Here is a 12,270-nt window from a genome sequence, read left to right as displayed (position 1 = left end):
CGGGGCTCGCGAGGGGGGCCCGTGGACCGGTTGAGGCGACGCGCGCTGCTGCTGGGGATCGCCTCCTCGGCGGTCGCGCTGACGGGGTGCACGCCCGCCCGGCCCGCTCCCGCGGCGCTCCCGCCGAGCACGGCGCCGGCGGCGGTGCTGCCGTCCGCCGCGCCGACGGCCGTCCCGACCCCTCCCCGCCCCGTGCCGACCATGACCGCCGCGGCGGCTCCGGTGCGGCGGAAGGCGCCGCTGCCCTCCGGCACGATCTCGGAGCTGCCCGGCGAGGGGAGCACGCTCGCCTGGACCGTCGACGACGGCGCGGACTCCGACGTGGTCGCCGCCTACGCGCAGTTCGCCCGCGACACCGGCACCCGGCTGACCTTCTTCCTCAACGGGAAGTACGACTCGTGGACCGTGAACGCGCCGCTGCTGGCTCCGCTCGTCGCCTCGGGGCAGGTGCAGCTCGCGAACCACACCTGGTCGCACGCCGACCTGACGAGCCTCTCGAGCGACGGCGTGCAGGAGGAGCTGGGCCGCAACGGCGACTTCATCCGCTCGACCTACGGGGTGGAGGCGGCGCCCTTCTACCGGCCGCCGTTCGGCTACACGGACGAGCGGAGCCGGGCCGCCGCGTCGGCGATCGGCTACACGGCGACGGTGCTCTGGTACGGCTCGCTCTCGGACTCCGGGCGGATCACGCCGGAGCAGGTGGTCGGCTTCGCGGACCAGTGGTTCCTGCCGCAGCACATCGTGATCGGGCACGCGAACTTCGATCCTGTGACGCAGGTCTACGCGCGGCTCGTCGACATCCTCCGCGAGCGCTCGCTCGAGACGGTGACCCTCCGCGACGTGTTCGCGGTCTGAGCGCCTCCCCGGCGGCGCAGGTCAGCGCGCGGGTCAGCGGAGCGCGGCGCGCGCGGCGGCGGAGACGGCCGCGGCGACCGCGTCGAGGGCGGGCGTGTGCAGGGCCCACTGCTGCCAGTAGAGGGGGACGTCGACGGGGTCGCCGCCCAGCTCGACCAGGCCGTCGCCGCCGACCGGGGCCTGCAGCTCGGGCAGCATCCCCCACCCCATGCCCAGGCGCACGGCCCGCTCGAAGTCGGTCGATCCGGGGACGCGGTGCTGCGGCGGTCTGCCGTCGACGCCGGCGGCCCGGAGGAAGTCGTCCTGCAGGCGGTCCTTCTCGTCGAAGACGACCAGCGGAGCGCTCGCGAGGCCGGCCACGCCGCCGTCAGGGAACCAGCGCTCGGCGAACGCAGGCGAGGCCATGGCGCGGTACCGCATCACTCCGAGGGGCGCGACGGTGCAGCCGAGCACCGCCTCCGACTCTCCGGTGACGGCCGCCAGCACGGTGCCGTCGCGGAGGAACGCGGTGGTGTGCGCCTGGTCCTCGCGATGCAGCTCCACCACGACGTCGGGGACGGAGGCGAGCGCGGGCAGCACCCAGGTGGCCAGGGAGTCGGCGTTGACGGCGAGCGGGAGGACGACGGGGCCCGCCCCCTCCGCGTCCTCGCCGCCGAGCGAGCGGACGGCGTCGTCGGCGAGGAGCTCGATCTGGCGGGCGAGGCGGAGGAGCCCCGCACCGGCCTCGGTCGCGACGACCGGGCGCGAGCGCACCAGCAGGACGCGGCCTGCGGCGGTCTCGAGCGCCTTGATCCGCTGGCTGAGGGCGGAGGGGGTGATGTGCAGGGCCCGGGCGGCGGCGTCGAAGGAGCCGTACCGGACGGAGGCGGCGAGCGCGCGCAGGCGGGAGAGGTCGAGGTCGTCGGTCAGCATCAGTAGTGCTTACGGTACTGAAGGAGCATGAGCTGGTCTACAGGAGCGCCCCGCCCTAGCGTCGGAGCGTGTCCCCCCTCCTCGCCGCCCTCTCCGGCCTCGGCTTCGGCCTCTCGCTCATCATCGCGATCGGCGCGCAGAACGCCTTCGTGCTCCGCCAGGGCCTCCGCCGCGAGCACGTGCCCGCCGTCGTCGCGATCTGCGCGCTCTGCGATGCCGCGCTGATCGTGCTCGGGATCGCGGGGATCGGAGCGGTCCTGGAGTCGGCGCCGTGGCTGCTGGTGGTGATCCGCTGGGGCGGCATCGCCTTCCTCCTCGCCTACGCGGTGATGGCGGCGAGGCGCGCACTGCGGCCGGGGACCCTCGACGGCGATCCGGCCGGCGCCTCGACGTCGCTCCGCACGGCGATCGGCACGTGCCTGGCGCTCACGCTGCTGAACCCGCACGTCTACCTCGACACGGTCGTGCTGCTCGGGTCGGTGGCGAACACGCACGGCGACGAGCGCTGGTGGTTCGGGGCGGGGGCGGCGGCCGGGAGCGTGCTGTGGTTCACCGCTCTCGGCTTCGGAGCGCGCGCGCTGCGGCCGCTGTTCCGGAGCCGCGGGGCCTGGCGGATCCTCGACGCGGCCGTGGCGGTCGTGATGGTGGTGCTGGCGGTGTCGCTCGCGCTGCACTGAGGGCCTGGTGGTGCGCTGCTTGTTCTACTAACATTGTGAACATGTTGTTCCGGGTCGACCACTCCGCGGCGGGCTCGCTCGCCGACCAGCTGGAGTCGCAGGTGCGCTCGGCCGTCGCCCGGGGCGAGCTCTCGGCGGGCGACCGCCTGCCGCCCGCCCGCGAGCTCGCCGACTCGCTCGGCATCAACATGCACACCGTGCTGCGCGCGTACGCCGCCCTGCGCGACGACGGGATCCTCCAGATGCGCCGGGGCCGCGGCGCGTGGATCACGGAGTCGGCCGGGCCCGGGCTCGTGCGCGTCACCGCCCTGGTCGACGAGCTGCTCACGGAGGCCCGTCGCAGCGGCATCACCCCGGCGGAGCTCGTCCGCCTGATCGAGAGGACCGGATCATGACCGCCACCGCCGACCGCCGCCGCGAGCTCCTCGCCGCCGCGTCCCTCCTGCTCCCCGCCGCCGGAGTGCTCGTCTCGCGCCTCGTCCTGGACGACGCTCTGCCCGCGGAGCTCGCCTCGCACTGGTCGGGGACCGGGGCGGCCGATGCGACCGCGGCGACGGGCGCCCTGCTCGCGATCGCCCTCGTGCTCTCCGGGCTCCCGGCCGTCGCGGGCGTCGTGGCGGCGGCCGTCGGGCGCGCCCCGCGGCTCCTGCTGGCGACCCTCGGCCTCGTCGCCGGGATGGGCGCCTCCGCCTGGGCGACCTCGGTCGGCACGACGCTCGCGGCCGGGCGCGCCGAGGGGGCGGAGCTCGGCGGGTGGCTGCTCGCGCTGCTCGGAGGGATACTCTTCGCCGTCGTGCCCGCGCTGATCGCTCCGGGCACCCGGCGCGCCTCCCGCCTGGCCGCCGGCCGCCTGCCGCTCGCGGCGGAGGAGACCGGCGCCTGGTCGCAGACGCTGACGGGCCCGGTGTTCGCCGTCGCCGCGGTCGCCACGGCGGCGGGCGCGGCCCTCTCCCTCGCGACGCTCGCCGCGGCGGGCGCCACCGGTCCGGCGATCGCGACGGCCGTCGTCCTCGGCGTCGTCGCGCTGGTGCTCCTCTCCTTCTCCCGCCTGAGGGTGACCGCCGACCGCCGCGGCCTCCGCGTCGTCACGACCGCCCTCGGCATCCCGCTGCGCCGCATCCCGCTCGACACCATCGCCTCGGCCGGCACGGCCCAGCTGCAGCCGTCGGAGTGGGGCGGCTGGGGGTACCGGGTGATGCCTGGCCGCTCGGCGGTCATCCTGCACGCCGGGCCGGGGCTGGTGGTGACGACGGACCGCTCGCGCGAGTTCGCGATCAGCCTCGACGACCCCGAGACCCCCGCGGCGCTGCTCGAGACCCTGCGCTCGCGGGCCTGAGGCGCCGACCCGTCAGTCGACCACGATCCGGACGAGCGTCGTGACGGCATCCACCGCGTTCACGTAGGAGTAGTGCCGCGAGGTCGGGAAGGCGAGGTGCCGTCCGGGCTCCAGCCGCACGGGCTCCTCGCCCTCCCGCTCCAGGAGGAGCGCGCCGGCGGTGACGAGCAGGATCTCGTGCCACCCCTCGGGGTCGGGCTGCGCGTCGTAGCGGTCCCCGGGGCCGAGCGTCCAGGTCCAGAGCTGGGCCTCCCGGCGCGCGGGGACGGAGGAGAGCAGGACGGCGACGCTCGCCTCGCCCGCTCCCCGCCAGGCGACCTGGTCGATCGCCGCGGGCGCGGATCCCGGGGCCGAGACGAGTGCAGTGAACGTGGTGCCGAGGGCGGTCGCGAGGCGGTCGACTCCGGTCAGCGAGATGTTGGCCTCGCCGGCCTCGGCCGCGACGATCGTCCGCCGGCTGATGCCCGAGCGCGCCGCCAGCGCGGACTGGCTCAGTCCGGCTCCGCGCCGCGCGAGACGGAGGTTGCCGCCCAGGTGGGCGAGGACGGGAGCCGACATGCGCACTATTCTGCACCGACAGGCCCCTGATGCTCCTAGGATGTGCAGAATGATGCACATCTCGCCGCTCCGGGGCCTCCGCTTCACCCGTCCGGAGTGGGCGCTCATCGGCATCACCGCGATCTGGGGCGGGACCTTCCTCGCCGTGCACATCGCGATGGAGCACAGTGGTCCGCTGTTCTTCGTCGGGATGCGGTTCGCGATCGCGGGACTGATCAGCGCGGTCGTGTTCCACCGGTCGCTCCGGGGGATGCGGCGGATCGATCTCGCGGCCGGCGTCGTGATCGGGGTGATGATCTTCGCGGGCTACGGCCTGCAGAGCTACGGGCTGCAGACGATCACGAGCAGCACCTCCGCGTTCCTCACCGCGCTGTACGTGCCGCTGGTGCCGCTGCTCCAGTGGGTCGTGTTCCGTCGCCGTCCGGGCGTGCTGACGCTGGTGGGCGTCGCGCTGGCGTTCGTCGGACTGCTCCTGATCGCGGGCCCGCAGCCGGGCGTCGCGCTCGGAGCGGGCGAGGTGGCGACGATCGTGAGCACGCTGCCGATCGCGGCGGAGATCATCCTGATCGGCCTCGTCGCCGGACGCGTGGACCTCGGCCGGGTGACCGTGGTGCAGCTGCTGGTCGCCGGCGCGCTCGGGTTCGCCTCGATGCCCGTCGCAGGCGAGGCGGTCCCGGCGTTCTCGTGGGCCTGGCTGATCCCCGCGCTCGCGCTCGGGGCGAGCAGCTGCCTGATCCAGCTGACGATGAACTGGGCTCAGCGCTCGGTCTCGCCGTCGCGCGCCACGATCATCTACTCCGCCGAGCCCGTCTGGGCCGGCCTGATCGGCCGCCTCGCCGGCGACCGGCTCCCCGCGCTCGCCCTGCTCGGGGCGGGGTTCATCGTCGCGGGCACGCTCGTCAGCGAGCTGAAGCCGCGCCGCGAGCCCGCGCCGCCGGCTCTCAGGTGACGGCGGGGAGGGCGGCGGAGGCGACGAGCGCGCCGCCGGCGTCGGTGATCTCGACGGCGGCGACGGACTCGCGCAGGACGGCCGCGTTCATCTCGCAGTCGAGCTCCGCGGAGCTGCCGAGGAAGGAGCCGGACGGGAGCCGCTCGCCGGAGCCGGTGACCAGCACGAGGTCGTAGCTCTCGCCGAGCGCGAAGCCTGTCCCGCGGAGGATCGTCTCGGTGCCCCAGGTGTGCGCGACCAGCGAGCCGTCGAGCGTCACGCCCTCCGTCCGCTCGTCGAAGGCGATCGCCTCGACGGCGCCGAGCGTCCCGGGCGGTCCCGCGACGGGGCGCTCCTCGGCGGACCGCAGGGCCGCTCCGGCGACGCCGCCCACGACGAGGAGCGCGGCCGCCGCGGCGACGGCCAGGACGGCACGGCGGCGCGAGGCACGCAGACTCTCCCCGCGCTCGGGCCGCTCCCCGGCGAGCGCCGCGACGCGCGACCGCAGCTCCGGCGACGGCTCCGCCTCCTCCCAGCGGCCCAGCGCGCCGACCCGGTCGACCACCGCGCCGAACGACGCGAGCTCGGGGTCGATCGAGGGGTCGGCGGCGCGCAGGCTCTCGAACTCCCGCGTCTCCTCGGCGGAGAGGTCGCCGGCGAGGGCCGCGGCGAGGAGCTCCTCGCGGCGGCCGCCGGGCTCGTCTCCGTCGGGCTGGTCTCGGTCGATCACGATCTCTCCTCGTCGGTGGGTCCGGCGCTCGCGAGGTGACCGCGGAGCGCTCGGAGAGCGTAGAAGGCGCGGCTGCGCAGGGTGGCGACCGGCACGCTCGTGGCGGCCGACAGCTCGGCGTAGGTCTCGCCGTTCAGGTGGACGGCGACGACGACCTGCCGGTGCTCGGCGGAGAGCCGCGCGAGCGCCTCGGCGATCGCGAGCGGCTCGAGGGGGTCGCGGTCCTCCGCGGGCACCTCCTCCAGAATCTCGGCCTCGACCAGGCGCGGCAGGCGCCGGCGCGAGCGGTGCACGTCGATGACGACGTTGCGGGCGATGGCGAAGAGCCAGGTGCGGGTGCTGGCGCGCTCGGCGGAGTAGCTCGCCCGCGAGCGCCAGGCGCGCAGGAACGTCTCCTGCACGCAGTCCTCAGCGAGGCCGCGGTCGCGCAGGGCGTTGAGCGCGAAGCCGAGCAGGGCGGACCCGTGCTCGTCGAAGGCGGCGGCCGGGTCGAACTCCGCCGTCCGGGGCTCGAGGCGCACCACGGGAGCCGGGACCTCCGAGTGCTCGCGCGGCATCGCGGGCCCTTCGTCTCGTCGTGCCGTCGCCGTCCGCGCCACACCGCCTCCTCGTCGGGACCGGTGGTCCGTCGGAAGGGGGTACGGCCGCGGCGGCGGCGGCGTTCATCGGAGGCGAGGACCGTCTCCGTGAAGATCCTCTCAGATGGAGTGAACGCAGCGCCGCTTCCGGCCGTACTCCCTGCATCGGGCCCGCTCGGCGCTCGCGATCGAAAGGCTCCACCATGACGAAGACGTCCCCCGCGCGGAACCGCGCCGGCCGCCGCCTGCTCTCCCTCGGCGGCATCACCGCCGTCGCCGCCGCCTCCTTCTTCGCCGCCGCGCCGGCCCAGGCCGAGACCGAGGTCGCCGAGCCGTCCTCGTTCACCAGCGCCTTCACGGTGATGGCGACGCCCGACCAGGTCGTGAACGCCGATTCCGCCGCGACCCCCGGCCAGCCCGGCGCCACGGGCGAGATGACCTTCCGGGTCAACAGCGACCTCGACGTCATCTGCTACGACATCACCCTCACCGGCGTGACCGGCGACTACCAGAGCCCCGCGAAGACCGCGACGCACATCCACCAGGCGGCGCTGGGCAAGGCGGGCCCGCCGCGCATCGCGTTCCCGAACCCGGCCCCGGTCGGAGACGGCCCCCGCACCAGCAGCGGCTGCCTGCAGGGCCCCTTCACCACGGGCATCCAGGCGAACGGGGCCGACACCGGCGCCGGATTCACGCTGAAGGCCCTCGAGGCCGATCCCGCCGCCTTCGCGGGCGACTCCCACACGGCCTCGTATGCGGCTGGCGTCGTCCGCGGCCAGCTCTCGCAGGTGCCGGTCGGCGGCCTCCAGACCGGTGGCGGCGCGACCGCCGCCGGGAGCGACGCCACGGGCCCGTCCGGTCTCGCCGCGATGGCCGGCCTCGGAGCCGTCGCCGCCCTCGGCGCGGCCGGAGTGGTCGTCGCCCGCCGGCGCACCGCCTCCTGATCGTGGGCACCCGGTCGAGGAGCGGCGCGGCGGCACTGTGCGCCGTGCTGCTCCTCGCGGGGTGCGCCGCCGCGGACGGGAGCGGAGGAGCGGAGACGCCCGCGAGCGCGCCCGCGCCTCCGGCCCTCGCTTCTGCTCCCCCGGTCACTCCTCCCCCGGTCCCCGTGCCCGACCCCGCCGCTGCGGCGCCCGCGCGCACCGTCGGCGTCGAGCCCGCCCGGCTGAGCGTGCCCGCGATGGGCCTGGACGAGCCGCTGATCGCGCTGGGCATCCAGTCGGACGGGGCGATGGAGGTGCCGGTGGACTACGACGACGTCGGCTGGTTCTCGGGAGGCGGGCGCCCGGGTGGAAGCGGCCGCACCGTGATCGCGGCGCACGTCGACTCGCGGTCCGGTCCCGCGGTCTTCTTCCGCCTCGGCGAGCTCGCCCCGGGCGATGAGATCGCGGTGAGCGGAGTGGACGGCTCCGACCACCGCTACCGGGTGACGGCGGTCGAGTCCCACGCCAAGGCCGCGTTCCCCACCGCCCGCGTCTTCGGCGCGACCCTCGAGGAGGAGCTGATCCTCGTGACCTGCGGAGGCGAGTACGACGCGGCGATCGGCCGCTACCGGGACAACCTGGTGGTGTTCGCCGCCCCGCTCTGAGGCCCGGCACGGAGGGGGGCACGGAGGGGCGGCACGACCGCCCGGCATCGTGCCGCGGACGGTGGCACAGAGCACAGCACGAGAGCCCCGTCGGCGCAAGGGTCCGGGCGCGCGCACGCCGTGTGGTCGGATGAGGAGGGCCGGCCCCCCCGCCGCCGCTCTCCTCCCGCTCCCCACCGCCGTGGCGCGGCCGATCCGACAGGACGCCCGTGTCCACCAGCCCCCGCCCCACCCTCTTCGCCCTGCCCGGACTCGGGCTCGACGGCCGCGCCTTCGACGCGCTCGGCCGCGAGCTCGCCGACGTCGCGGACCTCGTCGCGCTCGACCTGCCCGGTGGATCCGGGACCTCGCTCGAGGAGATGACCGCTGCCACGATCCGCCGGATCCGCGAGCACGGCGCCTCCCGCTGGCTGCTCCTCGGGCACAGCATGGGCGGGAAGATCGCCTCGCTCGTGGCCTCCCGCACGGTCACCGGCCGCTCGGGCCTGTTCGGGCTCGCGGGCGTCGTGCTCCTCGCCGGGTCGCCGCTCTCGCCCGAGCCGATGGAGGAGGAGCGCCGCTCGACCATGCTCGGCTGGGTCGACGACGGGCACCTCGACGAGGCGCAGGCGCGCGAGTTCGTCGACCAGAACGTCGGCTCGCCGCTGCCCGCCGACGCCGACGCGGAGGTGCTGGCCGAGCTGCGCCGCTACTCCCCCGAGGGCTGGCGCGACTGGCTCGAGCACGGCAGCCGCGAGGACCGCACCGGAGAGGCCGCCCTCGGAGCCGTGCCCGCGCTCCTGATCGCGGGCGGTGAGGACGGCGACCTCGGCGCCGACGCGCAGCGCCGCCTCAACGGCTCCCTCTACTCCCGTGCCCGGCTGCTCACGCTCGCCGGGGCGGGCCACCTGCTGCCGTTCGAGCGCCCGGTCGAGGTGGCGGCGGCGATCCGCCGGTTCTGGGAGGAGGAGGCCGGCACGGCGCCGTCGGTCCCGGCCGACGTCGGCGCAGCCATCGCCTCCGCCCGCACCTCCACGCGGGTGCGCGGGCTGCTGGCCGTGCGCGCGCTCGCCGACGACCCGGAGTACGCGCCGCGCGCCCTGACCGTCGCCCAGCTCGCGGAGCTGCGCGCGATCGCCGACCGGGTCGTCCCGCAGGAGGGCGGCCGGATCGACCTGGCCGCACGGGTGGACACGCAGCTCGCGAACGGCGAGGGCGACGGCTGGCGCAACGCCGACCTGCCGGCCGACCCGATCGCCTACGGTCTGGCGCTCGACGCCCTCCGGGGCTTCGCCGGCCTCGGCCCCGCCGAGCAGGACGCGCGCCTCACCGCGATCGCCGACGGCTCCGCGGAGCCCGGCGACGGCTCGGCCGGCGGGCTCGGTGCCGAGCAGCTGACCGCCTGGTTCGAGGACTGCCGCGTCGACCTCGTGAAGCAGTGGCTGGCGCACCCCGCGTCGATGGCGCGGATCGGCTACGACGGCTACGCCAGCGGCGGCGACACGCTGCCGCTCGTGACGGGCTTCCGCCTGCTCGGCGCCGACGACCGCGAGACCTGGGAACCGACGACGAGGAGTCACCGATGAACACGACCGGCATGCGCCGCTTCCCGCTCGACGAGACGGTCGACGCCGTCGTGATCGGCACCGGGGCCGGCGGAGCGCCCCTGCTCTCGGTGCTCGCCGCTCGAGGGCTGCGGGTCGTCGCCCTCGAGGCCGGGCCGCACTTAGATCCGCTCGGCCACACCGCCGACGAGACGGCGGCCGTCGAGATCAACTGGATGGAGGAGCGCCTCAGCGGAGGCGAGACCCCCACCGCCTTCGGGCAGAACAACAGCGGCCGCGGGGTCGGCGGCTCGACGCTGCACTGGGGCGCGTTCACGCCCCGCCCCGACCCGCGCGACCTGCGGCTCCGGAGCGACTCCGGCGTCGGCCGCGACTGGCCGATCGAGCACGCCGAGCTCACCGCGTACATCGAGAAGGTGGAGGCGACGATCGGAGTGGCGGGCCCGGCCGAGTACCCGTGGGACCCGTCGCGCCGCTACCTGCAGGGCCCGCTCGCGCGGAACGCCTCGGCCGACATGATGCTGCGCGGCTGCGCGGCGATCGGGATGCGCGCGACCGACGCGCCCGCCGCCGTGCTCAGCGGCCCGCGGGCCGACGGCCGCCCCTCCTGCGTCAACTGCGGCCAGTGCCATCAGGGCTGCCGGACCGGCGCGAAGACGAGCATGGACGTGACCTACCTGCCGGAGGCGGTGCGCGCCGGCGCCGAGATCCGGGCCGACTCGTTCGTGCACGGGATCGAGCTGGACGCCGCGGGCCGCGTGTGCGCCGTGGTCTACACGAGCGGCGGAGTGGAGCACCGGCAGCGCTGCTCCGCCCTGTTCCTCTGCGCGGGCGGCGTCGAGACGCCCCGGCTCCTCCTGCACACCGGCATCGCGAACAGCAGCGGCCAGGTGGGCCGCAACTTCCTGGCGCACGGGGCGACCCAGGTCTGGGGCACCTTCGAGAACGAGATGCGCGGCTACCGCGGCTACCCCTCCTCGGTGATCACCGAGGACACCGTCCGCCCGGCCGACGCGGACTTCGCGGGCGGCTACCTGATCCAGAGTCTCGGAGTGATGCCGCTGACCTACGCGACGACGCTCGCCCGCGGCGCGGGACTCTGGGGCAGGAATCTGATGGACGCGCTCGACGGCTACCGCTTCGCGGCGGGCGTCGGGATCAACGCGGAGTGCCTGCCCGCCGACGGCAACCGCCTGGAGCTGACCGACGAGCTGGACGAGCACGGGGTGCCGAAGGCGCGCATCACGTTCTCGGCGGGCGCCAACGAGGAGGCGATCGACCGGCACGCGATCCGGACGATGACCGCGATCGTGGAGGCGGCCGGCGCGACGAGCACGCGGGTGATGGCGCGCACGGCGCACACGCTCGGCACCGTGCGGATGGGCACCGACGCGGGCGACGCCGTGATCGACGCGGACGGCCGCAGCTTCGACGTGCCGAACCTCTGGGTGTGCGACAACTCGGTGTTCCCGAGCGCGCTGATCGCGAACCCGGCGCTCGCGACGATGGCGCTCTCGCTGCGGACGGCGGACCGCTTCCTGGCGGCGTAGCGTCGCGGCTGCGGGGCGGCCGCGGGGCGGGACGACGGGCGAGGTGCTCCTCCGCGTCGCCGACTGACCGCGCGGGCGTGCCCGGACTGCGCGCCCGGACTGCGCACCCCGCCGGATCAGCCGTGGGGCCGTGCGGGGCGCCAGCGCAGTCGCGAGACGCCCTGACCGAACGGCGGGCCGTCGCGACGGCATGTGACGGCGGTTAGGCGCGCGCTGAGCTGCCGAGGAGCTGAGCTGCCGAGGAGCTGCATCGTGGTGGCTGAACGGCGGCATGGCGCAAGGCGGCGGCACGGCCCTGGTGTCGGCACGGCGTCAGGCGACGGTGCGGCCCCGGTGACGGTCCGCGCCTCAGCGGCAGTGGTGCGGCGGTGGTGCGACGGTGCGGCCGCGTGAACCCGAGCGAAGGCGCAGATCCGAGCGTCAGTGGCGCGGCGGGAGGTCGCTGAGCACTCGCCTCCGAGCGACAGCACGGCCCGATCACCAGTGCGAACCCGCGCCATGGGCCGAACCCGCCCGACAGCCGATTCCCTCAGGGGTGCACGGCAGCACGGGAGCACGAAAGCACGGCAGCACGGCAGCACGGCAGCACCGCAGCACGGCAGCACGGCAGCACCGCAGCACCGCAGCACCGCAGCACGGCAGCACGGCAGCACGGCAGCGTGTCAGAACGGCAGCGTGTCAGAACGGCGGCGGCCGGTCCTCGAACCTCGGGGTCGCGGGTGGGTCTGGACGGAGCCGTGCCTCGAGGCCCGGCGGGCGCGTGGTGATGCGGCGGCCAGTGGGGGTGGTCCAGTCGGCGGTGCCGTCGGGGTGGAGGACGTAGGTCCAGCGGTCGCCGTGCCGCACGTGGTGATGGGCGACGCAGAGGCTGGCGAGGTTGGCGGGGTCGGTGCCGCCGCCGTTTCGCCACTCGACGACGTGGTCGGCCTCGGCGCCCGCGGCGGATCGGGTGCAGCCGGGGAAGCGGCAGGTCACGTCGCGGAGCTGGAGGAGGAGCCGCAGCTCGCGGTGCGG

At 75.5% G+C, this 12,270-nt stretch carries 14 protein-coding genes; 9 read left to right on the top strand and 5 right to left on the bottom strand.

Going from position 1 to position 12,270, the window contains the following annotated elements; all coding sequences use genetic code 11:
* Positions 1-21 precede the first annotated feature (21 nt).
* Positions 22-855, top strand: a complete 834-nt coding sequence (locus C5C33_RS13430) for a polysaccharide deacetylase family protein (protein WP_219814950.1) — start codon at positions 22-24, stop codon at positions 853-855.
* Positions 856-888: 33 nt separating this feature from the next.
* Here C5C33_RS13430 and C5C33_RS13425 read toward each other — a convergent pair whose 3' ends face one another.
* Complete coding sequence (locus C5C33_RS13425) at positions 889-1,767, bottom strand: LysR family transcriptional regulator ArgP (RefSeq protein ID WP_104261339.1); 879 nt, start codon at positions 1,765-1,767, stop codon at positions 889-891.
* A gap of 68 nt (positions 1,768-1,835) precedes the next feature.
* Between C5C33_RS13425 and C5C33_RS13420 the strand changes: the two genes are divergently transcribed.
* The 3 genes from C5C33_RS13420 to C5C33_RS13410 are packed head-to-tail and all read left to right on the top strand — an operon-like array spanning position 1,836 to position 3,780.
* On the top strand, positions 1,836-2,444 hold the full coding sequence (locus tag C5C33_RS13420) for a LysE/ArgO family amino acid transporter (protein WP_104227345.1): 609 nt from the start codon (positions 1,836-1,838) through the stop codon (positions 2,442-2,444).
* 41 nt (positions 2,445-2,485) lie between these two features.
* Positions 2,486-2,839: a GntR family transcriptional regulator gene (locus C5C33_RS13415; protein ID WP_104261359.1), complete on the top strand. Its 354-nt coding sequence runs from the start codon at positions 2,486-2,488 to the stop codon at positions 2,837-2,839.
* Entirely contained in the window at positions 2,836-3,780 is a 945-nt protein-coding gene (locus C5C33_RS13410) for a hypothetical protein (RefSeq protein WP_104261338.1), read from the top strand. Before C5C33_RS13415 ends, C5C33_RS13410 begins: the two co-directional genes overlap by 4 nt.
* A 12-nt stretch (positions 3,781-3,792) precedes the next feature.
* Here the strand turns inward: C5C33_RS13410 and C5C33_RS13405 are convergent, their stop codons facing one another.
* Positions 3,793-4,338, bottom strand: coding sequence for a helix-turn-helix domain-containing protein (locus tag C5C33_RS13405; protein ID WP_104227343.1), 546 nt, complete (start codon positions 4,336-4,338; stop codon positions 3,793-3,795).
* 49 nt (positions 4,339-4,387) lie between these two features.
* Here C5C33_RS13405 and C5C33_RS13400 point away from each other — a divergent pair, with 49 nt between their 5' ends.
* Positions 4,388-5,287: a DMT family transporter gene (locus C5C33_RS13400; RefSeq protein WP_258063200.1), complete on the top strand. Its 900-nt coding sequence runs from the start codon at positions 4,388-4,390 to the stop codon at positions 5,285-5,287.
* On the opposite strand, the gene C5C33_RS13395 is transcribed toward C5C33_RS13400, so the two are convergent.
* Together C5C33_RS13395 and C5C33_RS13390 are read right to left on the bottom strand one after the other, a co-directional pair.
* The gene (locus C5C33_RS13395) at positions 5,280-5,996 is read right to left on the bottom strand and encodes a hypothetical protein (RefSeq protein ID WP_104261337.1); all 717 of its coding nucleotides are present in this window, start codon (positions 5,994-5,996) and stop codon (positions 5,280-5,282) included. The genes C5C33_RS13400 and C5C33_RS13395 overlap by 8 nt on opposite strands.
* Entirely contained in the window at positions 5,993-6,553 is a 561-nt protein-coding gene (locus C5C33_RS13390) for a sigma-70 family RNA polymerase sigma factor (protein WP_104261336.1), read from the bottom strand. Before C5C33_RS13390 ends, C5C33_RS13395 begins: the two co-directional genes overlap by 4 nt.
* Before the next feature lie 224 nt (positions 6,554-6,777).
* Between C5C33_RS13390 and C5C33_RS13385 the strand changes: the two genes are divergently transcribed.
* From C5C33_RS13385 to C5C33_RS13370, 4 genes are all read left to right on the top strand, one after another.
* The gene (locus C5C33_RS13385; protein WP_104227340.1) at positions 6,778-7,518 is read left to right on the top strand and encodes a CHRD domain-containing protein; all 741 of its coding nucleotides are present in this window, start codon (positions 6,778-6,780) and stop codon (positions 7,516-7,518) included.
* 164 nt (positions 7,519-7,682) lie between these two features.
* Positions 7,683-8,162 (top strand): class F sortase, encoded by a 480-nt coding sequence (locus tag C5C33_RS18815; protein WP_258069243.1) that lies wholly within the window; start codon positions 7,683-7,685, stop codon positions 8,160-8,162.
* A 209-nt stretch (positions 8,163-8,371) separates the two neighbouring features.
* The gene (locus C5C33_RS13375) at positions 8,372-9,727 is read left to right on the top strand and encodes an alpha/beta hydrolase (RefSeq protein WP_104261334.1); all 1,356 of its coding nucleotides are present in this window, start codon (positions 8,372-8,374) and stop codon (positions 9,725-9,727) included.
* Complete coding sequence (locus C5C33_RS13370; RefSeq protein WP_104261333.1) at positions 9,724-11,256, top strand: GMC family oxidoreductase; 1,533 nt, start codon at positions 9,724-9,726, stop codon at positions 11,254-11,256. Before C5C33_RS13375 ends, C5C33_RS13370 begins: the two co-directional genes overlap by 4 nt.
* 678 nt (positions 11,257-11,934) lie before the next feature.
* On the opposite strand, the gene C5C33_RS13365 is transcribed toward C5C33_RS13370, so the two are convergent.
* Positions 11,935-12,270, bottom strand: a 336-nt coding sequence (locus tag C5C33_RS13365; protein WP_146085785.1) for an HNH endonuclease signature motif containing protein, incomplete at its 5' end; no start/stop codon positions are given.

It is taken from the genome of Rathayibacter sp. AY1H3, assembly GCF_002932015.1.
Note: the sequence above shows the minus strand (reverse complement) of the source record. Positions and strands in the feature narration are given on the sequence as shown.